This is a genomic window from Tropicimonas sediminicola (genome assembly GCF_900188335.1).
Taxonomy (GTDB): Bacteria; Pseudomonadota; Alphaproteobacteria; order Rhodobacterales; family Rhodobacteraceae; genus Tropicimonas; species Tropicimonas sediminicola.
Map to the genome: position 1 here is coordinate 198395 of NZ_FZOY01000002.1, position 25580 is coordinate 223974.

Annotated in this window: 27 protein-coding genes; 23 read left to right on the plus strand and 4 right to left on the minus strand. The window is 68.1% G+C overall.

Features of this window, described 5'->3' with window-relative positions:
* Window positions 1-38: 38 nt before the first annotated feature.
* The 11 genes from cpaB to dddP all read left to right on the plus strand — a co-directional run bounded on the left by cpaB (window position 39) and on the right by dddP (window position 11076).
* On the plus strand, window positions 39-836 hold the full coding sequence (gene cpaB / locus CHB86_RS05180) for a Flp pilus assembly protein CpaB (RefSeq protein WP_089231935.1): 798 nt from the start codon (window positions 39-41) through the stop codon (window positions 834-836).
* Between the two features lie 24 nt (window positions 837-860).
* Window positions 861-2324 (plus strand): pilus assembly protein TadG-related protein, encoded by a 1464-nt coding sequence (locus CHB86_RS05185; protein WP_089231936.1) that lies wholly within the window; start codon window positions 861-863, stop codon window positions 2322-2324.
* 4 nt (window positions 2325-2328) lie between these two features.
* Entirely contained in the window at window positions 2329-2835 is a 507-nt protein-coding gene (locus tag CHB86_RS05190; protein ID WP_089231938.1) for a TadE/TadG family type IV pilus assembly protein, read from the plus strand.
* A complete protein-coding gene (locus tag CHB86_RS05195) occupies window positions 2832-3473 on the plus strand; it encodes a TadE/TadG family type IV pilus assembly protein (protein WP_089231939.1) in 642 nt (213 codons plus the stop codon). The genes CHB86_RS05190 and CHB86_RS05195 overlap by 4 nt, the downstream gene beginning before the upstream one ends.
* A 15-nt stretch (window positions 3474-3488) precedes the next feature.
* Window positions 3489-4700: a CpaE/TadZ family protein gene (locus CHB86_RS05200; protein WP_089231941.1), complete on the plus strand. Its 1212-nt coding sequence runs from the start codon at window positions 3489-3491 to the stop codon at window positions 4698-4700.
* 13 nt (window positions 4701-4713) lie between these two features.
* On the plus strand, window positions 4714-6111 hold the full coding sequence (locus CHB86_RS05205; protein ID WP_089231942.1) for a TadA family conjugal transfer-associated ATPase: 1398 nt from the start codon (window positions 4714-4716) through the stop codon (window positions 6109-6111).
* Window positions 6112-6114: 3 nt separating this feature from the next.
* Window positions 6115-7086, plus strand: coding sequence for a type II secretion system F family protein (locus tag CHB86_RS05210; protein ID WP_089231943.1), 972 nt, complete (start codon window positions 6115-6117; stop codon window positions 7084-7086).
* A 10-nt stretch (window positions 7087-7096) separates the two neighbouring features.
* A complete protein-coding gene (locus tag CHB86_RS05215) occupies window positions 7097-8095 on the plus strand; it encodes a type II secretion system F family protein (protein ID WP_089231945.1) in 999 nt (332 codons plus the stop codon).
* A gap of 244 nt (window positions 8096-8339) precedes the next feature.
* A complete protein-coding gene (locus CHB86_RS05220) occupies window positions 8340-9173 on the plus strand; it encodes a helix-turn-helix transcriptional regulator (protein WP_089231946.1) in 834 nt (277 codons plus the stop codon).
* Between the two features lie 7 nt (window positions 9174-9180).
* Complete coding sequence (locus CHB86_RS05225) at window positions 9181-9651, plus strand: prepilin peptidase (RefSeq protein ID WP_176442779.1); 471 nt, start codon at window positions 9181-9183, stop codon at window positions 9649-9651.
* A gap of 96 nt (window positions 9652-9747) precedes the next feature.
* Window positions 9748-11076 (plus strand): dimethylsulfonioproprionate lyase DddP, encoded by a 1329-nt coding sequence (gene dddP / locus CHB86_RS05230; RefSeq protein ID WP_089231949.1) that lies wholly within the window; start codon window positions 9748-9750, stop codon window positions 11074-11076.
* A gap of 68 nt (window positions 11077-11144) precedes the next feature.
* Here the strand turns inward: dddP and CHB86_RS05235 are convergent, their stop codons facing one another.
* Window positions 11145-12020, minus strand: coding sequence for an endonuclease/exonuclease/phosphatase family protein (locus CHB86_RS05235; RefSeq protein ID WP_089231950.1), 876 nt, complete (start codon window positions 12018-12020; stop codon window positions 11145-11147).
* 121 nt (window positions 12021-12141) lie between these two features.
* On the opposite strand from CHB86_RS05235, the gene CHB86_RS05240 reads away from it, so the two are divergent.
* Window positions 12142-13350 carry a bifunctional alpha/beta hydrolase/OsmC family protein gene (locus CHB86_RS05240; RefSeq protein WP_089231952.1) on the plus strand — a complete coding sequence of 403 codons (1209 nt, stop codon included), beginning with the start codon at window positions 12142-12144 and terminating at the stop codon, window positions 13348-13350.
* A 21-nt stretch (window positions 13351-13371) separates the two neighbouring features.
* On the opposite strand, the gene CHB86_RS05245 is transcribed toward CHB86_RS05240, so the two are convergent.
* Window positions 13372-14232, minus strand: coding sequence for a calcium-binding protein (locus CHB86_RS05245; protein ID WP_089231953.1), 861 nt, complete (start codon window positions 14230-14232; stop codon window positions 13372-13374).
* A gap of 209 nt (window positions 14233-14441) precedes the next feature.
* On the opposite strand from CHB86_RS05245, the gene CHB86_RS05250 reads away from it, so the two are divergent.
* The 4 genes from CHB86_RS05250 to CHB86_RS05265 are packed head-to-tail and all read left to right on the plus strand — an operon-like array spanning window position 14442 to window position 17834.
* Window positions 14442-15383, plus strand: coding sequence for a nucleoside hydrolase (locus CHB86_RS05250; protein ID WP_089231955.1), 942 nt, complete (start codon window positions 14442-14444; stop codon window positions 15381-15383).
* Complete coding sequence (locus tag CHB86_RS05255) at window positions 15380-15895, plus strand: GrpB family protein (RefSeq protein WP_089231956.1); 516 nt, start codon at window positions 15380-15382, stop codon at window positions 15893-15895. The genes CHB86_RS05250 and CHB86_RS05255 overlap by 4 nt, the downstream gene beginning before the upstream one ends.
* The gene (locus tag CHB86_RS05260; RefSeq protein ID WP_089231958.1) at window positions 15892-16347 is read left to right on the plus strand and encodes a GNAT family N-acetyltransferase; all 456 of its coding nucleotides are present in this window, start codon (window positions 15892-15894) and stop codon (window positions 16345-16347) included. Before CHB86_RS05255 ends, CHB86_RS05260 begins: the two co-directional genes overlap by 4 nt.
* Window positions 16348-16391: 44 nt before the next feature.
* Window positions 16392-17834 (plus strand): protein adenylyltransferase SelO, encoded by a 1443-nt coding sequence (locus CHB86_RS05265; RefSeq protein ID WP_089231960.1) that lies wholly within the window; start codon window positions 16392-16394, stop codon window positions 17832-17834.
* Between the two features lie 6 nt (window positions 17835-17840).
* On the opposite strand, the gene CHB86_RS05270 is transcribed toward CHB86_RS05265, so the two are convergent.
* Window positions 17841-18758 (minus strand): DMT family transporter, encoded by a 918-nt coding sequence (locus CHB86_RS05270; RefSeq protein ID WP_245837754.1) that lies wholly within the window; start codon window positions 18756-18758, stop codon window positions 17841-17843.
* A 167-nt stretch (window positions 18759-18925) separates the two neighbouring features.
* Between CHB86_RS05270 and CHB86_RS05275 the strand changes: the two genes are divergently transcribed.
* The 5 genes from CHB86_RS05275 (at window position 18926) to CHB86_RS05295 (ending at window position 23339) form a co-directional block, all read left to right on the plus strand.
* Complete coding sequence (locus CHB86_RS05275) at window positions 18926-19387, plus strand: GNAT family N-acetyltransferase (RefSeq protein WP_089231961.1); 462 nt, start codon at window positions 18926-18928, stop codon at window positions 19385-19387.
* Between the two features lie 17 nt (window positions 19388-19404).
* A complete protein-coding gene (locus tag CHB86_RS05280; protein ID WP_089231963.1) occupies window positions 19405-20757 on the plus strand; it encodes a DUF2927 domain-containing protein in 1353 nt (450 codons plus the stop codon).
* Between the two features lie 30 nt (window positions 20758-20787).
* Complete coding sequence (locus tag CHB86_RS24545) at window positions 20788-20952, plus strand: hypothetical protein (RefSeq protein WP_089231964.1); 165 nt, start codon at window positions 20788-20790, stop codon at window positions 20950-20952.
* A gap of 266 nt (window positions 20953-21218) precedes the next feature.
* Window positions 21219-22400 carry a vWA domain-containing protein gene (locus tag CHB86_RS05290; protein WP_089231966.1) on the plus strand — a complete coding sequence of 394 codons (1182 nt, stop codon included), beginning with the start codon at window positions 21219-21221 and terminating at the stop codon, window positions 22398-22400.
* Window positions 22401-22466: 66 nt separating this feature from the next.
* On the plus strand, window positions 22467-23339 hold the full coding sequence (locus CHB86_RS05295) for a DMT family transporter (RefSeq protein WP_245837755.1): 873 nt from the start codon (window positions 22467-22469) through the stop codon (window positions 23337-23339).
* Window positions 23340-23355: 16 nt separating this feature from the next.
* Here CHB86_RS05295 and CHB86_RS05300 read toward each other — a convergent pair whose 3' ends face one another.
* Window positions 23356-23949: a hypothetical protein gene (locus tag CHB86_RS05300; RefSeq protein WP_176442781.1), complete on the minus strand. Its 594-nt coding sequence runs from the start codon at window positions 23947-23949 to the stop codon at window positions 23356-23358.
* Window positions 23950-24083: 134 nt separating this feature from the next.
* Between CHB86_RS05300 and CHB86_RS05305 the strand changes: the two genes are divergently transcribed.
* Both CHB86_RS05305 and CHB86_RS05310 read left to right on the plus strand, forming a co-directional pair.
* On the plus strand, window positions 24084-24782 hold the full coding sequence (locus CHB86_RS05305; RefSeq protein WP_089231969.1) for a M48 family metallopeptidase: 699 nt from the start codon (window positions 24084-24086) through the stop codon (window positions 24780-24782).
* Window positions 24783-24896: 114 nt separating this feature from the next.
* Window positions 24897-25577 (plus strand): DUF4386 domain-containing protein, encoded by a 681-nt coding sequence (locus tag CHB86_RS05310; protein WP_089231970.1) that lies wholly within the window; start codon window positions 24897-24899, stop codon window positions 25575-25577.
* Window positions 25578-25580 lie beyond the last annotated feature (3 nt).

The window sequence follows — 25580 nt, forward strand, 5'->3', positions numbered from 1 at the left end:
CCGCGCAAAGGCGCGATACGAAACCGAAAGGACCAAACATGCGACTGAGCGCCATTCTGACAACCCTTGTGGGCCTCGCCGTTGCCGGTGGGTCCGCATATTTCGCCCGCGATTACGTCGAGCGGAGCACAGCCGCCGCGCTGGCGGTAGAGCCGGCAGCCACGGTCAGTGTGCTTGTTGCACGGCAGGACATCTCGCTGGGCCAATCAATCGAATCCCATCTGCTCGAGACCATCGAGTGGCCCCGCGATGCGGTGCCGGCGGGCGTATTCACCAACCGCGACGAACTTCTGCCCGAGCGTGGCCAGCCAACGCGCCGCGCCAAGCGCGCGATCTCGCAAGGTGAGCTGATCATGCGGGTGAAGGTGTCCGACTTCGGCGAGAAGGTTACCATTGGCCAGGCGCTCGGCCCCAACCTGCGCGCCATGGCGATCAAGGTCTCGGCCGAGACCGCCGTCGGCGGCTTCGTGACGCCCGGCGATTTCGTCGACGTCCTGCTCACCCAAGGGCAGCGGGACGACCTGCGCGCGGTGACCATCCTGCAGAACATCCGCGTTATCGGTGTCGACCAGGACGCAGACGAACATGTCGACACGCCCGAGGTGGCGCGCACCGTGACCGTTGCAGTGACCCCGGAACAGGGCCAGCGGCTCGCCCTTGCCCAGCAGGCCGGGACGCTCAGCTTGACCCTGCGCAACTACGAAGCCGCAGAAACCCAGAAGCTCGAGTTGATCCGCCTGAGCGACATCCTGATGGATGCCCCGCTCGAGGATCGGATCTCGAAGACCGTCGTGGTCCGCCGCGGCAACGTGCCCGAAGTTCAGGAGCTGCGCTGAGGCGCATGGCCGAGGGAGAGCGCGATGAAACCGTTTCGTTCCATAGGTGAACTGCGCAAGGCGACGGAGGGGACCATACTGGTCTTCTGGGGGATTTCCTTCGCCACCTTCCTCGGCCTGGTCGCCCTGTCCTTCGATCTCGGCCGCATCGGCATCACCCAGACCGAACTGCAATCCTTTGCCGACCACGTGGCGCTCGCCGCCGCCGGCGAGCTGGACGGCCGCCCGGACTCGATCGACCGTGCCCGCGCCGCCGCCGCCAATTTCATCACCGATCACAAGACGTTCGGCTCCGGCGACAGCACCCTGTCGGGCGACGCGGACTATGCGCTGACCTTCTTCCGTTCCCTGCCCTCCAGCGACCTGACGGCCATGACGGACATCGCGACCGAGCCGGAGGACGCCGCCTATGTCCGCGCGACGGCCACCGCCAGCACCGTCGACATGACCTTCGCCGCCGCCTTCGCCGCGCTCACCGGAAATGCCGCGCCCGATGGAGTGGTGCGTGCCTCGGCCGTGGCGGGTTTCACGATGTATGCCTGCGACATCACTCCGATGATGTTCTGCGTGCCTGGCCCCGACTGGTCGGCCGACGACCATACCGGCGACATGGTGCTGCTGCGCACCGGCGGCCAAGGCGCGGCCTGGGGGCCTGGCGATTTCGGGTTCCTCGACCCGCAGAACGTGAAGGTCGATCCGAACGGCCCCTGCGCCGGCCTGTCGAACCAGCAGCTGGACCGATGCCTGCTCGGCGCCGTCGGCAGCATCACCCAGTGTTTCGTGCAGAAGGGCGTCGACATGGAGCCCGGGCAGAAGGTCGGCATCGAGGACGCCGCGATCAACGTCCGGTTCGACATGTATTCCGCCACGATGAACAACAAGAAGAACGACCCGGACTACGCGCCCGCGCCGAACGTCATCGATGGCCTGGTTACCAAGAGCTGCAAGGCCGACGACAACGTCGTGAGCAACCAGGACCCCACGCCGCTGTCCGTGCCCCTGCCGCCGGACGATTGCTTCCCCGGCTGCCCGCGTTTCGGCGACGGCAATGGCTGGGCCACCGGACGTGCCAACTACGTGAACGTCAATTACGGCGGCGTGGACCCGACCGGGCTGCCCGCAGACGCCACCCGATACGAGTTCTACAAGAAGGAGATCGACCTGCACGGCGGCGCGCTGTCGTCGGAAGCGATCCTGCCCGCGGGCAACCCGGAGACCGGCCGTCCGCAATGCGCCCCGCAGGCCACGTCCAACCCCGATCGCCGTGTCATCATCGTCGCCGGGATCGACTGCGCGGCCAACAACATCCAGGGCTCGGCCAGCAACGTGCCGGTGCAGGAATTCGTCAAGATCTTCCTCGTCCAGCCCGGAAAGGTGAGCGGTGCCAAGCAGTTCGACATCCTTGGCGAGGTCGTCGGCACGGCCGGTGGCGTCGGTGGCGGCGCAGCGGGCGCGACCTTCCACGATGTCGTGCAGCTCTACCGGTGATCCCATGACACGCCTGTTCCGCCATATCCCCTCAAACCTCCGCCGGTTCCGCCGCTCCGAGAACGGCGCACAGCTGGTTGAGTTCGCGATCCTGCTTCCGATGCTGCTGCTGATCTTCGCCGTGATCGTCGAGGGCGGGCGGCTGATGTGGTCCTACCAGGCCACGGGATCGGGCGTACGGGATGCCACGCGCTATCTCGCCCGCGTCGTGCCCTCCGATGTCTGCAGCGGCGGCGGTTCCGTCGCCGCCTGGCAGGGCAAGGTCGAGAGCATCGTGCGCGAATCCTCTGCGGGCGACGCCTTTTTCCCGACCGGTATCACCATCACCTCCGTCACCCCGCGCGTGACCTGCTTCTCCGGCAGCTACCGCGTGCCCGTCGTCGGCGTGGCCGCCGTCACCGCCAACGTGACGATCACCTTCCCCTTTGCCGGCCTCTTCCGCTTCGCCGGAAGCGATCGCACCACGATCAACACCAGCGTCACCGACCAGAGCCGGATCTTCGGAACATGAAACCGCACCGCACATATCGCCTGCGCGCCTTCCGGCGCGACGAGGACGGCGCGACGCTGGTCGAGTTCGCGCTGGTGCTCGCCTTGTTCCTGCTGATCCTGTTCGGGCTGATCGACTTCGGCCGGATGGCCTTCCACTATGTCACCGCCGAAAAGGCGATGCACATCGCCGCCCGCGTCGCGGCCGTGCGCCCGCCGGCCTGCGCCGGGGTGCCGGAATTCCACCTGATCGACCCCGACAACACCGACACGACCCCGCCCGACTACGGGACGCGCTGTAACGCCGGGGCCAATGTCTGCCTGCCCGCCGGCACGATCTCCTGCGCCGGCGCGCTTACCAATTCCACCGTGGCCGAGATCTGGCCGATCGTGCGGGGCACCCTGCCCAACGACGCCAACCCGGACGCGCTGCGGTTCAGCTATGCCTACGACCCCAATCTCGGCTTCCTCGGCGGGCCCTACGTGCCTGTCGTGACAGTCGAGCTTCAGAACCTTCAGTTCCGCTTCATCTCGCCGCTGGGCGCGCTGGTCGGGCTGACGGGCGCCACGGCCCCGACCGGGCTGGGCGCAGACATCGCCTTCCCTGCCATGAGCGTGTCGATGCCGGGTGAAGACCTGGCCCACGGCTCTGCGGGATAGAGAGAGGAGACCGACATGACTGCCAGCTCCAATTCCATCGCCCTCGTCGGGTTCATCGATCCAACGTCGCGACAGCTCGCCGACGAGATCCGCAATGACAAGAGTTGCGAGGTGGAGGAAATCGGCCTGCCGCTCGCCGCGATCAACGGCCATGCCGTGAAGCTCGCCCACAAGCATTCGGTCATCCTGTTCCGCGCCAACACCGGCTCGAAGGACGACGAGGAGGCTGTCCGGCTGATCCGCAGCCAGGCCACCCGGCGGGCGACCATCGTTGCGCTGACCGAGGCCTCGGCCTCGCTGCAGGCGGCGCACAATCTCACCCGGGCCGGCGCCGATGCGGTGCTGCCCGACACGGCCTCGTTCGACGATCTGAAGGCGGCGCTCAGCCATGCCGCAGCCTCCCATGCGCCGGCCGTGGCGACGGGCGGCGGCGCGCCGAAACAGGGCCGGATCATCTCGGTTGCGCAGGCGCGCGGCGGTGCGGGGGCAACCACCGTCGCCGTCAACCTCGCGGACATGCTGCTCAGCCGGCAGGGCCGTCTCAAGAAGAAGCCCAGCAAGCGCGTCGCCATCGTCGACCTGGACCTGCAGTTTGGCGCCGTCGCGGGCTTCCTCGACGCCGCGCGGAACGACAGCCTCTACCAGATGGCCAGCGAGGACACGCTGCCCGACGAGACCTTCCTCGAGCAATCCCTCGTCAAACTGCCGTCCGGGCTCTCGGTCCTGCCCGCGCCCTCCAAGTTCGCGCCGCTCGACGCGCTGACAAACGCGCAGGTCAAGGCGATCCTCGAGACGCTGGCGCGCAGCCACGACCACGTGATCGTCGACATGCCGCGCGCGCTGGTGGGATGGATCTCGCCGGTGCTGGAACTCAGCGACCGGATGCTGCTCGTGACAGACACCGCGGTGCCCTCGTTCCAGCAGGCCCGCCGCCTGATCGATGCCTATACCGAGGACAACCTCGGCCTTGCCATCGACATGGTGGTGAACTTCGAGAAGAAGCCGTTGATCAAGGGCCGGCTGCACAGCGAGGCCGAGAAGATCCTCGAACGCCCGCTGAAACACTGGTTGCCGCCCGACCCGAAAGCCACCCGCCTGGCACTGGATCGAGGCGCGCCGCTGTCCGAGGTCGCCAGCCGCTCGCCGCTGACCCGCGCCTTCCGGAAACTCGGCACTTCTCTCACGGACGCGATGGACCAAAGAGCGGTCGCAAGGATCAAAGGTTAAGGAGCACGACGCCATGTTCAAGAATTTCAGCAAGCGATCGACGTCCGGCTCCGACGGCAACGTGGTCCAGCTCATGCCCGAGGCACGGATCGACCAGCCGGATGCCTTGCCGGTGGCGAAGGTCTCCGCCGAGGATGCCGAGCTGAGCGCCTTCCTGGAGCTCAAGAGCCGGCTGCACGACGCCCTGCTCGACCGGCTGAACCTGTCGGTGATCGACAAGATCCAGCCCGAGGACCTGCGCCGCGAAGTCGCCACGCTGGTCGGCCAGGTGCTGACCGAGGAGGGCAATCCGATGCGCTCCGAGCAGTTCAAGCGCGTCGTCGACGAGCTGATGCACGAGGTGCTCGGCCTCGGCCCGCTGGAGCCGCTGCTGGCCGACCCCACGATCAACGACATCCTGGTCAACGGCCACCGCAACGTCTTTGTCGAGCGCGGCGGCGTGCTGGAGCGCACCCCGGTGCGGTTCCTCGACGAGAAGCACCTGCTGCGGATCATCGACAAGATCGTCTCGCGGATCGGCCGGCGCATCGACGAGGCAAACCCCTGGGTCGATGCGCGCCTCGAGGACGGCAGCCGGGTCAACGCGATCATCCGCCCCTGCTCCATCGACGGGCCGAGCATCTCGATCCGCAAGTTCTCCAAGCAGCCGCTGACGATGGACATGCTGGTCAAGAGCGGCGCGCTCAACCGCACCGCCGCGGACCTTCTGCAAGGCCTCGTTGCCGCGCGGATGAACGTGCTGATCTCGGGAGGCACCGGCTCGGGCAAGACGACGATGCTCAACGCCATGTCGGCCTCGATCGGCCATCACGAGCGCATCGTCACCATCGAGGACGCCGCCGAACTGAGGCTCCAGCAGGAGCACATCGTCCGGCTCGAAACCCGCCCGCCGAACCCCTCGGGCACCGGCGCCGTGATCCAGCGGGACCTCGTGCGCAACGCGCTCCGCATGCGCCCTGACCGGATCATCGTCGGCGAGGTGCGCGGCGCCGAAGCCTTCGACATGCTGCAAGCGATGAACACCGGTCACGACGGTTCGATGACCACGGTGCACGCCAACTCGACCCGCGACGCGCTCGGACGGATCGAGCAGATGGTCACGATGATCGGGCTGGAACTGCCGCTCTCGGCGGTGCGCAGCCAGGTCGCCTCCGGTCTCGACTTCGTGGTGCAGCTCTCGCGCCTCTCCGACGGCCGCCGCAAGGTGATGTCGATCTCCGAGATCACCGGCATGGAGGGCGACGTGATCACGATGCAGGACCTCTTCGTCTTCCGCCGCCGAGGTCTCGCCGAAGACGGCACCGTGCTGGGCGAGTTCACCGCGACCGGCATCCGCCCCTTCGCCGCCGAGCGCCTGCGGGCCGCCGGAGTGGAGCTGCCCAACGAGATGTTCACCGTGAGGGAGAACTGAGCCATGCTCGATCGCCTGTCGGACCAGGATATCATCTACGTCGTCTATTGCGGCATCGCCGTCGGCGCGCTCGTCTTCGTGTCGGGCCTGGGCCAGCTCTTCAGCCCACAGGAGAACCGCGACGAGGCGCGCAGCCGGCGCATGCGGATGATCGCGGACGGTCGCTCAACCGCTGAACTTCTCGCGCTTCTGAAGCCGACGCCGAAGACCGGGCTGCTTGCCCGCATTCCCTTTGTCGGCGACCTGACGGTCAAGCTGCGCAAGGCCGGCTGGATGATCAGCGCCCGGATGTTCGTGGCGGCCTGCCTGATGCTCTGGGGCGCGATTACCCTCGTCGGTGCGAATTTCGCGCCGATCGGAACCGTGGCGCTGCTCGCCATCGTGCCCGCCTTCGTTCTGCCGCTGGCGGTCCTGAACGCCCGGATCAACCAGCGCACCGAAAAGCTGGTGCTGCAACTGCCCGACGCGCTGGAGCTGATGGCCCGCGGCCTGAAGGTCGGCCACCCGCTGGCCGCCTCCATCGCCGCCGTCGCCGAGGAGATGCCCGACCCGATCGGCACCGAGTTCGGCCTGATCCACGACCAGGTGAACTACGGCGAGGACCTGGTGGACGCGTTCAAGGAATTCGCCGAGCGGGTCGATGTCGAAGACGTCAACTACCTGTCCGCCAGCATCGGCATCCAGTACGGCACCGGCGGCGACCTGGTGCGGGTGATCAGCGTTCTGTCGCGCACCATCCGCAACCGGATCGCCATGCGCCGCAAGATCCGAGCGATCTCGTCGGAGGGGCGGCTCTCCGCCTGGTTCCTCTCCGCCCTGCCCCTGGTGATCTTCGGATTCACCATGTCCGCGACGCCGGAATACTACGGCGGTGTCATGGCGGACCCGATGTTCCGCCCGATGGCGATCACCGTGATCGTCCTCGTGATCGCGAATGCGCTGGTTCTGCGCAAGCTCGTGAACTTCAAGCTCTGAGGGGACGATCATGGACCGTATTCACCCCATCCTCACGTCCTACGGGATCAGCAGCGAGATGCTGATCATCCTTGGCATCGCGCTCGGTTCGCTGCTGTTCGTCTACGGCCTGAGCACGGCGACCAGCAGCCCCAACCCGGCCGCCGACAGGCTCGCCGCCTCGGACCGGCGCCGCCAGGCGCGGCTCGACCAGGGCATCCTGAAGCCCGTCGAGTCGGACCCGACCGGCCTCATGAAATCCTTCGTGCCCTCGGACGCCGCACAACGCAGTGCGCTGCGGCTCAAGCTCAAGCAGGCCGGCCGCGACGGGCCGAACAGCGTGGCGCGCTTCATGCTCACGCGGATCCTGCTGGCGCTGCTGCTGCCGGCGGTGTTCCTCGGCCTTGCGGCCCTGAGTCGCGAGATGCCCGAAGTCGTCCCCGAGGGGCTGGCCGTCCGGCTGAACGGCATGTCCAACTTCGGCATGTTCCAGTGGCTGACCCTGCTCGTCGCAATCGGCTATTTCGGGCCGCTGCGCCTGCTCGACGCGCGGGTCGAGGCCCGACAGCAGCGGATCCGCTACGGCTTTCCAAACGCGCTCGACCTGCTGCAGATTTCGGTCGAGGCCGGGCTCGGGTTCGACGCGGCGATGACCCGGGTCGGCAACGAGTTGCGGGAGGTCTCTCCGGACATCGCCTACGAGTTTCTCAGCGTCCAGCACGAGGTCCAGGCCGGACGGCCCCGCGACGCCGCGCTTCGAGACATGGCCGACCGGGTCGGGCTCGACTTCGTGCATTCCTTCGTCAACGTCGTACGCCAGTCGATGCAGCTCGGCACAAGCATGACGGAGGCTCTCAACGTCTATGCAGAGGAGCTGCGCAACTACCGCGAGGTGCAGGCGCAGGAAAAGGCCAACAAGCTGCCGGTCAAGATGTCCGGGGTCCTGGCCTCGCTGATGCTGCCGGCGCTGATCCTGTTGTCGCTCGGCCCGGTGGTGATCCGTTACGTGAACTACTTCGCCGCCAACTGACCGCGCGGCCCCGGCACTTTTCGGCCACAATTCCCACGGCGAACCCGGGAATTGTGGCCTTGCCGATGAACAATTGCACTGCCCAGAGCCTTTGTTTCAAATTTGTGATCCATTCCCGCCAAGTATTTGACACATTCGTTAAAGCGTCATTAACTGACCTAGAGGCAACGAACCAATAGGCAAGAATCCACCCCGAGCAGCATGTGAAGTGTGTTGTGTTGTTCTTTATTTTTCGGGGTACAAAATGTTCGGTTCGGGGGAAGAATTCCAGACAAGTCAGGGTGCGAGCGCGGTCTCGTTGATCGATGCGGTCTTCCGTTGGTGCAAGGCACTGAAGGGAGAGGACACCATCGAGTCCGCGCTCGCGGCAATCGCCAAGGGTGTGGGAGCCGAGGCAATGACCCTTTCGCGGGTCCGGCACGGGAGCTTTCAGGCAGCGAAATGCGTGACTTACGACACGTTGTCGAGCGCGTCGCCGAAGCCGCGCCTGACCCGTTCCTTCGCGGCATCGATCCTCAGCGAGTTCATGTCGATCGCGCGCTCCGGCACCGTCTGGCTGCGCTCCGTCGTCGAGGTGGAGACCGATCCCGCGCTGGATCTGTTTCACTCCCGGCGCAAGCTTCAGGAACTGGTGGTCATTCCACTTCAGACGGATCACGGCTTTTCCGATTTCGTGGAATTTCATTTCCTGGATCCGCTTTCGCGCAATCAGCATGCATTGCTCAATATGCTTGCAGAGACCCTCAGCGAGGCCTGGCGAAATCGTAGCCACGGGGTTTTCGCGGCCTGTGCGCTGGAGGACAAGCGGCAGGAGCGCGATTTCGACTCGGTCGACCTTCTCGGGCATGAAAACCCGGCACGTCTGAGCCGGGCGGAGTACCGGGTCTGCCTGCTGCTGAGCCGCGGTCTGCCCAACAAGGGGATCTGCGAAGAGCTCTCGATCTCGAACGCCACTCTGCGGACGCACCTGCGCAACGTCTATGCCAAGACCTCGACAGATGGGATGCCGGACCTGCTCTACCTCCTTCTCAAGGGTCCGAGGCAGCGTCCGCAGGGCGACCTGCGGCGGATCGCGTGAGCCCGGCATGGAACTCCTGCCCCTGCTCCTCGCGGCCCCGCTCATGCTCTGGATGGCCTATGGCGACCTTCGCTACATGCGCATCCCCAACCGGCTGGTCGGCGCGCTGGTCCTGATCTTCGTCCTCTCGGTGCCGTTCCTTCCCGTCGAGTCCTCGATGGAACGGCTGGTCGCGGCGCTCTTCGTGCTGGCCGTCTGCTTTGCCGCCTTCGCGGTGGGCTTCTTCGGCGGCGGCGACGCCAAGGCGCTGGCGGCGATGATGCTGCTGATCCCGCCGGGGACGCTCAACCTCTTCGGCCTCGTCCTGTCGGTGTCGATCGTGCTGGGCCTAGGCCTCGTGCTGACGCTCCGCGCCGCACCGGGGGCGCAACAGGCCAGATGGGTCGCGCTCCGCGCCCGGGGCATGTTCCCGATGGGCGTGTCCATCGCCATGGCCGGGTTGATCCATCCCTTCGCGGTGACGGCGCTCGCCTTCTAGCCCTGCATTCCGGCCCGAATGCGACCGCGATGGTCGCATCCGGACCTGACAGCCGCGCCATGGCGGGCCGAGCCTGTGGGAACAGGAGGCCGCGCCATGAACCTTCACTCCCGAGACCGCCGCAAGATCGACCCCAGCCGGGGCGCCACCCTTGCCGACGGCAGCCCCAACGACAACGACCGCATCGAGATCGGCCCGACGCTGCTGGCGTTGCGGGAATGGGAGGCGGCGGGGCTCGCCCTGCCCGACCTGGCCGAGATGCGGCGCTATCGCTGGCAGCGATTGACCCGGCACATCGTGGACCGCGACTACGGCGGCCTGCTGATGTTCGACCCGCTCAACATCCGCTACGCCACCGACACCACCAACATGCAGCTCTGGAACGCGCACAACCCGTTCCGGGCCTGCCTGCTCTGCGCCGACGGGCACATGGTACTCTGGGAGTATCGCAATGCACCGTTCCTGGCCGATCACAACCCTCTGGTGCGCGAGGTCCGGTCCGGGGCCTCGATGTTCTATTTCTCCGTCGGCGACCGTGGTCCCGAGGCGGCGCGCGACTTCGCGGGACAGGTGGCGGAGGTGATGGCCGCCCATGCCGGCCGCAACCACCGGCTGGCGGTGGACAAGATCATGATGCACGGGCTCCGCGCGCTGGAGGCCGCGGGGTTCGAGGTCATGGACGGCGAGGAGGTGACGGAGCACGCGCGCGCCGTGAAAGGGCCGGACGAGATCCGGGCCATGCGCTGCTCCATCCACACCTGCGAGGCCTCGATGGCCGCGATGGAGGCAGCGGCCCGGCCTGGCTTGAGCGAGGACGAGATCTGGGCCGTACTCCATTCCGAGAACATCCGGCGCGGCGGCGAGTGGATCGAGACCCGCCTGCTCTCCACCGGCCCGCGCACCAACCCGTGGTTCCAGGAATGCGGGCCTCGGGTGCTGCAGCCGAACGAGATCCTCGCCTTCGACACCGACCTGATCGGCCCCTACGGCATCTGCACCGACATCTCCCGCACCTGGTGGATCGGCGACGCGCCCCCGCGGCAGGACATGGTGGCGGCGATGCGCCACGCGGTGGAGCACATCACCGAGAACATGGCGATGCTCCGCCCCGGGGTGACGATCGGAGAGCTGGTCAGGGGCGGCCACCAGCTCGCGCCCGAATACTGGGCGCAGAAATACTCCTGCAAGTTCCACGGTGTCGGGCTCTGTGACGAGTGGCCCCACGTCGATTATCCCGACCACTACCACGAGGGCGCCTGGGACCACGCGCTGGAGGCGGGCATGGTGCTTTGCGTCGAGGCGCTGGTCGGAGAGGTCGGCGGGGATTTCTCGATCAAGCTGGAAGACCAGGTGCTGATCACCGAGGACGGATTCGAGAACCTGACCTCCTACCCTTTCGACGACAGGTTGATGGGCGGCGCCTGATCGGCGCGGGGCAGGCCACGCCCCTTGCGCCCCGTCCCGAGGATGTTTCCCAACCTGTGATGGCGACGTCAGTAGCGGGCGACGAGGCCGCGGTGGTCGGAGCCGAGCAAGGGGCGCAGCGTTGTGGCACCGCGATTGCCGGCCGGGATCAGGACGTGGTCGATCGGCAGCACGAGCACGGGGTTGAGCGGAAAGCTCGGGCGCACCTTGCCGGCACGCTCCGCTCCGATGCTCGAGGCGATCCGGCGCATGGTGTGGGACCAGGGAACCATGTTGAGATCACCGCCCAGAACCACCGGCCCGTCGAGCCGGTCCAGCACCTTCAGCCGATGGCGGACGTGGGCTGCCTGGCCGAAGGGCCAGGGCCATTCGAGATGGAGCGAGACGACCCAGGTCCGTCCCTCCGGTGTCTCGACCTGGAGGGCGGCGAGCCCCTCGCGGCAGATCTCGGAACCCTCGACGGGGGGCCAGCGGGTGGCCAGCGCCACCGAGCCGACCCGCGTGGGTTCGCAGACCCGCGCGTGGGGCAGGATATCGGAGAGGTTGTCCAGCATCCCCCGCACCTCGGGCATGAGTTCCTGGAGCGTGAGCACGTCCGGCGCCACCTCGCGGATATCGGCTTCGAGCGCGGAGGTGTCGGCGATCCGGTAGGACATGTTCTTCTGGTAGACCGTGACCGTCTCCGGCGGCGGTGAGACGGTCTCGTAGCGGGTATAGGCCATCAGCACCGGCAGCGAGATCAGCGCAACCGGCACCAGCCAGAGCGGCGAGGCCACACCGGTGAGCCATCCGAGGGCGATCCAGAGCGCTCCGATAAGGGTCACCGGCCCGCGCAGCACCGCCAGCGATTCCCCCGCCGGATGCAGCGGGCCGAGAAACCCGCCGGCCAGAACGGCAAAGCCGCAGACGGCGACGGCCCAGAAGATCACGCTCCAAATGCTCATTGGCTCAAGCTCCGGTTACGGCCCGTCACCTTCCCGTGACGCGGGTGACACAGGCCTTTTGTTCGGTGTGCCGCAGCACCACCCTTCGATCAAGCACGCAATCGCCCCCGGGAGAAACAGCATGGAACGGATCACCTTCGAAGGTGCTCACGGCACGCCGCTGGCCGCCAGGCTCGACATGCCGGAAGGGCCCCACCTGACCACGGCCATCTTTGCCCATTGCTTCTCCTGCACCAAGGACATCGCCGCCGCCCGGCGGATCGCGCAACGTCTGGCGGGCATGGGGATAGCCGTGCTGCGGTTCGATTTCACCGGGCTGGGGCATTCCGAAGGCGAGTTCGCCAACACGACCTTCACCTCGAACGCAGGGGACCTGAAGGCCGCCGCGGCCTACCTCGAGGCGCGCGGCATGGCGCCGACGCTGATGATCGGCCATTCGCTGGGCGGGGCCGCGGTCCTCAAGTCGGCGGGCGAGGTCGACAGCCTCAAGGCGGTGGTCACGATCGGCGCGCCCTTCGAGCCCGGCCACGTCACCCACCATTTCGCCGACGCCCTGCCCCGGATCGAGGCCGAGGGGATGGCGCCGGTCGACCTCGGCGGGCGGTCCTTCTGCATCGGGCGCGACTTCGTCGAGGATGTGCTGAAGGCCGATCTCGCGCCCCATATCGCCAACCTCCGCAAGGCGCTGCTGGTGCTGCACGCGCCGCGCGACTCGGTCGTGGGCATCGACAACGCGACGCGCATCTTCATGGCGGCACGTCACCCCAAGAGCTTCGTCACCCTCGACGATGCGGATCACCTCGTCAGCCGGGCCGCGGATGCCGAATACGCCGCCGAGGTGATCGCGGCCTGGGCCGGACGCTATATCGAGCTGCGCCCGCCCGCGCCGCCCCCCGGCGCGCCGGAAGGGGTGGTCCGGGCCTCGGAAGCGGATCCCGACGGCTTCCTGCAGGACATCAGCCACGGGCCGCGCCACCATACGCTCGCAGACGAGCCTCTCGCCTATGGCGGCACGGATCGCGGAATGTCGCCCTACGGGTTCCTGTCGGCGGCGCTGGCAGCCTGTACCTCGATGACGATCCGCATGTATGCCCGCCGCAAGGAATGGCCGCTGGAGCATGTCTCGGTCGACGTGACGCACGAGAAGGTCCATGCGCAGGACAGCGACCTGACGGGTCCGAACCGGATCGACAGGTTCACCCGCCGGATCCGGCTCGAAGGGCCACTGGATGCCGGGCAGCGCGCACGGCTGCTCGACATCGCGGACCGTTGCCCGGTGCACAAGACATTGGAAGCCGGCGCCAGGGTCGAGACGGCCCTGATCGACTGACGTCCCCTGCCTGCACCGGCCTCACAGGTCGAACACGTCCTTCGTCAGCTCGCTCTTGTCGGTGTCGTCGAAACGGATCGTTACGTTGGCGAATGACACGATGGCGTCCTCGTCATCCTGCCGGATCGTCAGCTGCGAGAATTTCGACGCGCCCTTGTTGATCTGGACGATGTCCTCGGAGGCGTCGAAATCGTCGATCTTGTCGCTGCCGTCGCCCCGGGTGAAGACGAACGTATCGGCCCCGTTGCCGCCCTCAAGCTCGTCATTGCCGGTGCCGCCGATGAGGCGGTCATTGCCATTGCCCCCGTCGAGATCGTCCCGACCCGCGCCGCCGCTCAGCATGTCCCTGCCGCCGTCGCCGTCGAGGTCGTCGTTCCCGTTGCCGCCGTAGAGCTTGTCATTGCCCTTGCCGCCATCGAGGTCGTCTGCGCCGCTTCCGCCTTTCAGCAGGTCGTTGCCACCGCCGCCGTCGATGTCATCATTGCCGTTGCCGCCGTAGAGCTCGTCGTTCCCGCCGGCGCCGCTGTCGTCATCGTCGTCGTCACCGTCGAGGTCATCGTCGCCGTCGCCGCCATAAAGCACGTCGTCGCCCCCCTCGCCCTCGAGGTCGTCGTCGCCATCGTCGCCGTAGAGCACGTCATTGCCGCCGCCACCGTCCAGATCGTCGGCGTCGGCGCCGCCGCGCAGGACGTCCCGGCCCGCACCGCCCTCCAACTCGTCCTCTCCGGCGCCGCCGCGCAGCTCGTCCGCACCGTCACCGCCGTAGAGATCGTCGTCGCCGCCGTAGCCATAGAGCATGTCGCTCCCGCCGAGACCCTTGATCACATCGTCCCCCGGCCCGCCTTTCAGCACGTTGTTCTTGCCGTTCCCCTTGATGGTCATCGAAATGCGCCCTTCCAAATGCGTTGAAACATGGACGCAGGCTAGCCGATGAATCCTCGCCGGATCATCACGTTTTCCTGTGCGCTCCGGGTGTCCCCATCGGACCGGCGGAATGCCGCCGTGGACGGCGGCAATCTCTGCCCGTCCGGCGGCTGGACTTTTGGCCGGGGCACCTCCAAGGTCGCGCTGTTCACGAAGGAGAAACCGGCATGGCGCGGCGCAAGATCATCATCGACACCGACCCCGGCCAGGACGACGCGATCGCGATCCTGCTGGCGCTGGCCAGCCCCGAGGAGCTGGAGGTGCTTGCGATCACCGCGGTGGCGGGCAACGTGCCGCTGGCGCTGACCTCGCGCAACGCACGGGTGATCTGCGAGCTGGCCGGGCACACCGACGTGCCGGTCCACGAGGGCGCCGACCGGCCGATCCGGCGGACGCTGGTGACCGCCGAGCATGTCCACGGCAAGACCGGGCTCGACGGCGCCGACCTGCCCGACCCGAAGATGCACATGGCCGCCCAGCCGGCGGTGGAAGCGATCATCCACCACGTCCGCCGCGAGCCGCCTGGCACGGTAACCCTCTGCCCGCTGGGGCCGCTGACCAACATCGCGCTGGCCTTCGAACGCGCCCCCGACATCGTCGAGCGGCTGGCCGGGATCGTGTTGATGGGCGGCGCCTATTTCGAGGTCGGCAATGTCACGCCGGCCGCCGAGTTCAACATCTACGTCGACCCGGAAGCCGCGGATATCGTTATGAACTCCGGGACCGACATCACGATCCTGCCGCTCGATGCGACACACCAGGCGCTGATCACGCGGCCCTGGCTCGACGAGCTCGCCAAGGTCGACACGCCGGTGGCGCGCGCCGCCTGCGGCTGGCTCGACTTCTTCGAGCGCTACGACATGGAGAAGTACGGCGGCGCCGGCGGCCCGCTGCACGACCCCTGCGTGATCGCCTACCTGTTGAAGCCGGAGCTGTTCGAGGGGCGGCACATCAACGTCGAGATCGAGACGCTCAGCGAGCTGACCCGCGGCATGACCGTCGCCGACTGGTGGGGCGTTACCGACCGCGCGCCCAACGCGACCTTCATCGGCAAGGTCGACGCGGAGGGGTTCTTCGACCTGCTCCTGGAAAGGCTGGCCCGCCTGTGACGGTAGAGATCGCCCCCCACGACCCGGCCTGGGCCTGGCTCGCCGAGGGCGAGGCGGAGCGCTGGAGCGCGGCGCTCGGCCCGGCGCTGGTTGCGCTGCATCACATCGGCTCCACCTCGGTCGACCGGCTCGCGGCGAAACCGATCATCGACCTTCTCCCGGAGATCGCCCCCGGCACCGATCCCGACAGCCTGCGCCCCGCCATCGAGGCGCTTGGCTACGAGTGGATGGGGGAATACGGCCTGCCGGGCCGCCGTTATTGCCGGCGCAACGACCCGCGCACCGGCCGGCGGCTGTTCCATGCCCATTGCTGGCTGTCCGGCAGCCCCGAGATCCGCCGCCACCTCGCCTTCCGCGACGCGCTGCGCGCCGATCCCCTGCTCGCAACCGCCTATGAATCCCGCAAACGCCATTGCGCCTCGCTGCACGCGGAGGATCACGCCGCCTACGGCGCCTGCAAGGCCACCTGGATAGACACAGCCGAAGCCCGAGCCCTGGAGGGTCTGGAATGAAGACCAAGCTGCACATGGCCCGCGCCGAAGACCTGTCCAGACTGCTCGGCATGGTCGCGTCCTTCCATGACGAGACCGGGATCGAGCAGGACGAAACCACCCGCACCGCGGCGCTTGCGCCGCTGCTCGAGGGCTCGCCCCACGGCGTCGTGTACATCATCGGCCCGCGCAACGCGCCGGTGGGCTATATCGCGATCAGCTTCGGCTGGTCGATCGAGATGGGCGGGATCGACGGCTTCGTCGACGAGTTCTGGATCCGCCCCGCCGTGCGCGACAAGGGCATGGGCGGCGAGGCGCTGTCCGCCCTGGTCCCGGCGCTGCGCGAAGCGGGCGTCAAGGCGCTGCACCTCGAAGCCGACCGCGAGAGCCCTGTCGATGCGCTCTACCGCCGGCTCGGTTTCGAACGGCGGGATCGCTACTGCCTGATGACCGCAGACCTGCGCCACCCCTGACATCGGCCCACGGGCCACCTATGTTTCCTCTCAAGGAGACGCCCATGCCCCTCGAGATCCCGTTCGACAACAGTTATGCCCGCCTGCCGGAGCGCTTCTACGTGCGCCAGCCGCCGGTGCCGGTGCGCGCCCCGGAACTTCTGCTGCTCAACCGCGGGCTTGGGGCCGAGCTTGGGATCGACCCGGACGCGCTGCAGAGCCCCGAGGGCGTGCAGGTGCTGGCCGGCAACGCGGTGCCGAGCGGCTCCGACCCGCTGGCGCAGGCCTATGCCGGACACCAGTTCGGGGGCTTTTCGCCGGTGCTGGGCGACGGCCGCGCGCTGCTGCTGGGCGAGATGGTCGACAGCCAGGGCCGCCGCCGCGACATCCAGCTCAAGGGCTCCGGCCCCACCGCCTTCAGCCGGCCGGGCTCGGACGGACGCTCGCCACTCGGCCCGGCGATCCGGGAGTTCATCGTCAGCGAGGCGATGCACGCGCTTGGCATCCCTTCGACCCGCTCGCTCGCCGTGGTCGCCACCGGTGAGCGTGTCCGGCGCGTCGAGATCGAGCCGGGCGGCGTGCTGACGCGGATCGCGTCGAGCCACATCCGCGTCGGCACCTTCCAGTTCTTCGCCGCCCGTGGCGACGCCGAGGCCGTCCGGCTGCTCGCCGAGCACGTCATCGCCCGCCACTACCCCGAGGTCGAGGGCCCGCTGGGCCTGCTGGACGCCGTCATCGCGCGGCAGGCGCAGCTGGTGGCTCAGTGGATGGGCGTGGGCTTCATCCACGGGGTGATGAACACCGACAACACCTCCATCTCCGGCGAGACCATCGACTACGGCCCCTGCGCCTTCATGGACAGCTACCACCCGGCGACGGTCTATTCCTCGATCGACCATCAGGGGCGCTATGCCTACCAGAACCAGCCGGACATCCTCGCCTGGAACCTCGCCCAATTCGCCACCTCGCTGCTGCCGCTGATCGACCCCGACCAAGAGACCGCGATCACCGCCGCACAAGCCGCGATGGAGCGCTACCCGGCCCTTGTCCGCCGGCACTGGAGCGCGGTCTTCCGCGCCAAGATCGGGCTGGTGACCGAACAGCCGGGCGACGACGCGCTGATCGGCGACCTGCTGGCGCGGATGGTCGAGGGCCAGGCCGATTTCACCAACACCTTCCGCGCCCTGGCAGCCGGAACGCCCCGCGACGAGTTCCTTGACCCGGCCGCCTTCGACGCCTGGGAGGCGGACTGGCGCAAGCGCCTCGAGCAGGACACCGCGCCCGACCGGCTGCAGGCCCGGCTCCGGGCCGCAAACCCGGCGATCATCCCGCGCAACCACCGCGTCGAACAGGCCATCGACGCAGCAACACAGGGCGATATGGCCCCTGCCGCCCGGCTCGTTGCGGCCCTGTCCCGCCCCTTCGAGGACCTCGCGGAGGACGACGCGGATCTTGCCCGCCCGCCGACCGAGGCCGAGCGCGTGCACCGGACCTTCTGCGGCACCTGACCGGGCTCAGCCGGGCGTGCGCTTGCGGTGGTTGATGAGGATCAGTCCCGTTGCCACCAGCACCAGCCCGCCGAGCAGCGTCGGCGGCAGCGGCTCGTCCAGCAGCAGCCAGCCGAGCGCGACGCCGAAGACCGGCGACAGGAAGCTGAAGGCCGCAACAGCGGCCGGCGGATAGATCGCGAGCAGCCACAGCCAGGCCGAGAATCCGAGGGCCACGACAAAGACGATCTGGAACCCCAGGCCCCACCAGTGCAGCGCCTCCGGCTCCCGGAGGAACTCCCCGAAGAGCGGTGACAGCGCCAGCAGCAGCGGCGCCGAGACCCCGACCTGCCAGAGCAACTGCGTCTCCGGCGAGACCTCGCGGATCGCGGTGCCCCGGGCGCAGAGCGCCACGCCGGCCCAGGCGAAGGACGCGCCGAGCGCACAGAGATCGCCGGCCAGCGCGCCCTCGCTGCCGGCCCCGCCACGCCCGGCGATCACCCAGGCCACGCCGGCAAATGCCACCACCAGCCCCACCATCCGGCGGCGGGTCAGGCGTTGCCCCGGCAAGAGGAAATGCGCGGCGATCCCGAGCCAGACCGGCATCGAGTAGAAGATCACCGAGGAACGCACCACGGTTGTCATGTCGAGCGCAAGGAACAGCAGCAGGAATTCCGTCGTGAACGCCGCCCCGATCAGCAGCCCACCCGTCCAGGTATGCCGCGCCAGCTCCACGCGCCTGCCCCGAAGCCGCAGCATCAGCCACAGGATCGGCACCGCCCCGGCCGAGCGCAGACCGGCCCAGAACACCGGCTGCAACCCCTCGTTCACCACCTTGGCCACGACCTGGTTCATGCCCAGAAAGGCCGAGAACCCGATCAGCGCCAGCGCGCCGAAGGTGTCGATACTGTCCCGCCTGTCCACGATCCCCTCCGCCGAGCGCATGGGGCGCCTCTGGGGGAAGGATGATGCGATGTCAATCCGCGCTGCCTGCGAAAGCGGCGCTCCTGCAACGCTCTCTCGCTTGTTACGGAAATGCCGGCGCAATTCGTTTCCCTGCCACCGACCGCTCGGATAGCGTTGCCCGCAACGAAAAGACGGGAGAACACCGTATGCCCGGACGAGCAGAGATCCGCATCCGCCCCATCGAGGCGTCCGACGAACCCGAATGGCGGAGGCTGTGGACGGGCTACCTCGAGTTCTATGAAAGCTCGGTCAGCGAAGACGTCTACCGGACCTCCTTCGCCCGGCTCTTGGGCGACGACCCGCAGGATTTCCACGGTCGCCTGGCCGAGATCGACGGCCGCCCGGTCGGTCTGGTGCATTTCCTGTTTCACCGCCACATGTGGCGTGTCGAGAACACCTGCTACCTGCAGGATCTCTACGCCGACCCAGACGTTCGCGGGCACGGCGTCGGCCGGGCGCTGATCGAGGCCGTCTATGCCGAGGCCGACGCCCGCGGCTGCCCTTCCGTCTACTGGCTGACGCAGGAGTTCAACAGCACGGCCCGCACGCTCTATGACCGGATCGGCACGCTGACCCCGTTCATCCGCTACAACCGGGTGGTGGCGTGAGGGTGCGTGCATTCGCAATGGCGGCGACCGCGCTGGTGCTCGCCGCCTGCGCCCCTTCGCCTTCGGCCGACATCGCCCAGAGGCGCGCGAGCTTCGACGAGCCGCTGCCCCCGATGCGCGCCTTCGGGACGCCGCGGTCGAGCGCCTCCGTCCGGACCAACACCCAGCTCGCGGGAGATTTCCTCGACCTGACCTTCATGCTGGAAAGCGGCCGGGAACTGCCCCGCCTGACCCGGTTCGAGGGCGAGATCACCGTCGGCCTGCGCGGCTCCGCAGACGCGACCCTGCAGCGCGACCTTTCCCGGCTGCTCACCCGCCTGCAGCGCGAAGCCGGCATCCCGATCCGCTCTGCGCGGGAGGGCGAGGAACCGTCGATCGTGGTGGAGGTCCTGCCGCGCAAGGAGCTGCAGCGCGCCGTGCCGCAGGCCGCCTGTTTCGTCGTGCCCCGCGTCAGCGGCTGGTCGGAGTTCCGCCGCCAGCGCCGGTCCGAGACCGTCGACTGGACCACGCTGGAAACCCGCGAGCGCGCCTCCGTCTTCCTGCCGGGCGACGTGTCTCCGCAGGAGGCCCGCGACTGCCTGCACGAGGAGATCGCCCAGGCGCTCGGCCCGCTCAACGATCTCTACCGGCTGCCGGACTCGGTCTTCAACGACGACAATTTCCACACTGTGCTTACCGGCTTCGACATGCTGATGCTGCGCGTCTACTACGACGATGCGCTGTCCAACGGCATGAGCAAGGCCGAGGTGGCCGCCGCCCTGCCCGGCATCCTCGCCCGGCTGAATCCCGGCGGCCAGCGCAGCGGCCCGACTCCGACCCCGCCGACGCCGCGCATCTGGATCGAAGCGATCGAGGACGCCCTCGGCCCGCGCGGCAACATGGTGCAGCGCCGGGTTGCCGCCGAGCGCGCCGTCGATCTGGCCCGGGCCGCGGGCTGGCGCGACACGCGGATGGCCTTCTCGCTCTACGCTCTCGGCCGGCTGTCGCTGAGCCGCGAGCCCGAACTGGCGCTCGCCGCCTTCATCGAGGCCGCCGAGATCTACCGCCGCCTGCCCGACACCCAGATCCAGGCGGCCCATGTCGCCATGCAGCTCGCCGCCTTCTCGCTGAGCGCCGGGCAGACCGCCGCCACCATCGGTCTGGTCGAGGAGAGCCTGCCCGCGGTCCGCGAGGCCGAGAATGCCGCCCTGCTGTCGACGCTGATGATGATGCGCGCCGAGGCGCTGGCCCTGCAGGGCCGGACGGCCGAGGCCCGCGCGGAGCGCACCGAGGCGCTCGGCTGGGCCCGCTACGGCTTCGGCGCCGACGACGTGGTCTGGGCCCGCGCCACCGAGATCGCCGCCCTTGCCCCCGGCCCCTCGGACCGCTAAGCCGCGATCCGAAACAGCCGAGGACGGACGATGATCGTGATTTTCTGCGCCCTCGCCGGGGCGCTCCGGGGCGGATACCTGGCGAAGAAGCGGGGCGGCAAGCCCGCCGACATCGCGCAATATGCCGCCGGCTACGCAATCGCCCTGGGGCTGCTCGGCCTCTTCGCGACGATCTTCCTCGAACGGATGCTCTGAGCCACCCCGGGCACTCCCGCCCCTCCACCTCGCGCTGACGCGCGCGGCAAGAGGGTTGGGCGAAGCGCCCTTCGGGCGCAAAGCCAAAGCCCAACGCCGCGCCTGTCCTTCTCCTGTTCCCAGGCATCCCAGGGGGAACGGCCCTGCGGGCCGCCGCGGCCCCGTCCACCAGCGACGCGCTCGGCTCCCTCAGGCTTTCCGCACCGGTTGACGCCCCGCGCCGCAACGTCGAGTGTTGGGACCAGCCCCGCAGGAGAGCCCACGGCATGTTTCTCCCCTTCTTTCAGAATCTGCGCGACGCCGGCGTTCCGGTGAGCCTGCGCGAGTATCTCGCCTTTCTCGAAGGCATGGCGGCGGGGCTGGTGACCTATGACATCGAGAGTTTCTACTACCTCGCCCGCACCGCCATGGTGAAGGACGAGCGTCACCTCGACCGTTTCGACCGCGCCTTCGCCGCCGCTTTCGAAGGGCTCGAGGCAATCCCCGTCGAGACGGTCCTGGAGGCGGTCGACCTGCCCGCCGACTGGCTGCAGAAGATGGCCGAGAAGCACCTGTCCAAGGAGGAGATGGCCGCGATCGAGGCTCTCGGCGGCTTCGACAAGCTGATGGAGACGCTTCGCCAGCGGCTGGAGGAGCAGAAGGGCCGGCACCAGGGCGGCAACAAGTGGATCGGCACCGCTGGCACCTCGCCCTATGGCGCCTATGGCTACAACCCCGAGGGCGTGCGGATCGGCCAGAAGGAAAGCCGCCACAAGCGCGCCGTGAAGGTCTGGGACCGGCGCGATTTCCGGAACCTCGACGACACGGTGGAGCTCGGCACCCGTAACATCAAGGTGGCGCTGAAGCGCCTCCGCCAGTGGGCCCGGCATGGCGCCCACGAGGAACTCGACCTCGACGAAACGATCCGGGCCACCGCCGATCACGGCTATCTCGATGTGAAGATGCGCCCGGAGCGGCACAATGCGGTGAAGGTCGTGATGTTCCTCGATGTCGGCGGCTCGATGGACCCGTTCGTCAAGGTGGTGGAGGAGCTGTTCTCCGCTGCGCGCGCCGAGTTCAAGCACCTCGAATATCACTACTTTCACAACTGCCTCTACGAAGGCGTCTGGCGGGACAACGAGCGTCGATGGACCGAGCAGACGCCGACCTGGGAGGTGCTCAACACCTACGGGCCCGACTACAAGTGCATCTTCGTCGGCGACGCCTCGATGAGTCCCTATGAACTGCTGCACCCGGGCGGCGCCAACGAGCACTGGAACGCGGAATCGGGCGAGGTCTGGCTGCGGCGAGCGCGGGAGCAATGGCCGGATCACCTCTGGATCAACCCGACGCCGGAACGGCACTGGCAATACACCCAGTCGATCGGAATGGTGCGGGAGATCTTCGAGGGCCGCATGGTGCCCATGACCCTCGACGGCATCGACCGCGGGATGCGCCTGCTCAGCTAGGCCGGTTGCCAGGCCCGGTCGCGCCCGTTATCGCCAAAACACCTTCACACCACCTCGGAGACCGCCGTGCCGCGCGCCCAGGGCCTGCCCCTCTATCTCTCCGCGATGTTCCTTATCACGGCCATGTCCGCCTGCGTCCGGGCGGTGTCGGGAGAGGTGCCGCTCGGACAGATCATCTTCTGGCGTTCCGCCGTCGCACTGGTACCGATCCTGGCCTACATGGCGGCGCGCGGCGAGTTGCCCGCCGCGCTCCGCACATCGCAGCCGCGGCTGCACGTCACCCGCAACCTGCTCGGCGGCCTGTCGATGGCGCTGTCCTTCCTGTCGCTGGCTTATCTGCCGGTCGCCACGGCGCAGGCGCTGGCCTACCTCGCGCCGATCCTGACGCTGGTGCTGGCCGCGCTCGTCGGGCGGGAGCAGATCGGCGGGCGGGTTGTCGGGGCGATGGCGCTCGCGGTGGCGGGGCTCGCCGCGATGATCGGCGGCGCGCTGACGGCCCCGGGCCAGGGCGCGCTGATCGGGATCGCAGCCGGGCTCGGCTTTGCCACAACCCAGGCCGTTGTGCGGGTCCATGTCCGTGCGATGACCCGGAGCGAGAAGCCCTCCACCATCGCGTTCTATTTCGCGGTGACCGGCACGGCGATCGGGCTGGCGAGCCTGCCCTTCGGCTGGTCGACCCCCGACCTGCCGGCGCTGGCGCTGCTGGCCGGGGCCGGCTTGCTGGGAGGGATGGCGCATGTGGCCGCGACCGAGGCCGTGGCCCGCTCGCCCGTCTCGCGACTGGCGCCGCTGGAGTACACCGGGCTGATCTGGGCGCTCGGTTTCGACATCCTGGCCTTTGGCGAGATGCCCGCGCCCGCCGCCCTGGGAGGCGCAGTGCTGATCGTTCTGGCGGTACTGATCCTCGCGATCCGGAGCGGGGCGAAGGCGCCCGGCTGACCGGAGGCCCCTGCCCTCAGCCCTTGGTCGGGTTCGGCATTGCCGCGCCGCGCAGACCGACGATGTTGGGCCGGACCTCCTCCTCGCGCGTCATGGTCCGGCCGGGCGCAGGATCGCGCCAGTTGCCCAGCACCAGACCGGTGGCGACGACCATCAGGGAGGCGGCCACGGAGGGTGCGACGGCGGCGGTCATGTAGGCCGGAAGCGAGGATACCGGCAGATCGAACCCGGCGACGGCGATACCGGCCATCGGCGCGAAGACGAAGATCTGGACCGCGAACATCGCCAGCAGGATCGTCAGGCCGTGGCCGGGATGCTCCGGCCGGCGCAGCCACGGCGGCGTCATCCGGGGCACAGCGAGGAACAGGCAGACGCCCGCACCGGCGAAGCCGACGGCGATGGAACTGCCGATATGGCGCCCGAGGGCGAGACCGACCGGTATGCCCGCCAGGATCGCCAGAAAATAGAGGATGCCGATGGCGCCAAGCAGGCGCAGCATGATTGCGTGCAGGGAATCGATGATGTCGCGCATGAAACAACTCGCAGTCTGGAACTCGGGAACACGGGTCTTGAACATCTTCACCATCATTTCGAAATGCGGCGTTAACATGCTGCCTTTCTGAAAAATCGGCGTCGGGGCGGAGGCCGGCTGCTGTTCCGGCTGCCCGCGCCGCACCCCACGCCGATCCAGCGTCCGGGTCGCTTCGGCTTGCTGCGGCCCCGTCTTCGCCCCATATCTTGGGCATGTTGAAGCTTACGCCCCTCCTGCTGATGCTGGCCTACGGGCTGGTGATGTATCGGTTCTCGGCCTGGAAGACGGCCCGGGATCTCGATGCGCGTTCGACCGAACTGGCCGACCCGACCTTGCGCGGACTGACCAACCGGATGGCCGAGGCGTTGGGTCTGGAACGGATTCGGGTTCATATCTACGAGGTCGCGCCGATCAACGGGCTGGCGGCTCCGGACGGGCGGATCTTCATCACCCGCGGCTTCTATGACCGCTACCGTGCGGGCGAGGTCAGCGCCGAGGAGATCTCGAGCGTCATCGCCCACGAACTGGGCCACGTGGCGCTCGGGCATTCGCGGCGGCGGATGATCGACTTTTCCGGGCAGAACGCGATCCGGATGGCGCTGGCGACCATGCTCAACCGGTTCCTGCCGGGTCTGGGTGTCTGGATCGCCACGATGCTGACCACGTTGCTGGCCGCCCGCCTGAGCCGGCAGGACGAGTTCGAGGCCGATGCCTATGCCTCGGCCCTGCTGGTCAAGGCCGGCATCGGGACGGAGGCGCAGAAGAGCCTGTTTGCCAAGCTCGAGCACCTGACCGGCGGGCTCGGCGCGGGCACCCCGGCCTGGCTGCTGAGCCACCCCAAGACGGAACAGCGCATCGCCGCGATCGAGGCGCGCGAAGCCCGCTGGACTCGCCCCCAGATCGAGGATTAACGGACCGGCGCATCCATGCCGGAATGCATGGGACTTCTGCACGAACAGGCAATTTCAATGCCGTGACGCATGGCGCATCCTGAGGGCAGATCGACCCAAGGGAGCGCCAAGATCATGTCCAACTTTCCCAGGGCCAGCCGTGGCCTGCTCCGCCTCGCGGGGCTTTTCTACCTGCTGATCATCGCATGCGGCCTCTGGGCGGAGCTGGCGGTGCGCGGCCCGGTTCTGGCGCTGGAAACCCCGGCGCTGCAGAGCGCGGCCATTCTTGCAAACGAGGGGCGGTTTCGCCTCGGGCTTGTCGCCGATGCCGTGATGGCGCTGAGCGACGTGGCGCTGGCCGGGCTGCTCTTCGTCATCCTCGCGCCTGCCGGGATGCTGCTGGCGGGCCTCGCGACGGCCTTTCGTCTGGTGCAGGCGGCAATCATCGGCATGAGCCTGATGCTGCCCTATGCCGCCCTCCATCTGGCGACCACGACGCCCGGCGCGCCGCAGCCCCTCGCCGGCACGCTGCTGGCGCTGCACGGGGTCAGCTACGATGTCGGGCTGGCGTTCTTCGGGGGGAACTGCCTGCTGACCAGCGTGCTGCTCCGGCGCAGCCCGGCCTTTCCGGGATGGCTCGGCTGGCTGATCGGGGCAGCGGGCGTGGTCTATCTCACCGGGACGGCGCTGCGGCTCGTCGCACCGTCGATGGTGGCCCCCTTCGTCCCGGCCTACATTGTCCCGGCCGTGGCGGAGCTTGCCTTCTGCCTGTGGCTGCTGGCCGGCGGGCGGCGTGAGGTCGCCGCCCGGGCCTGAACC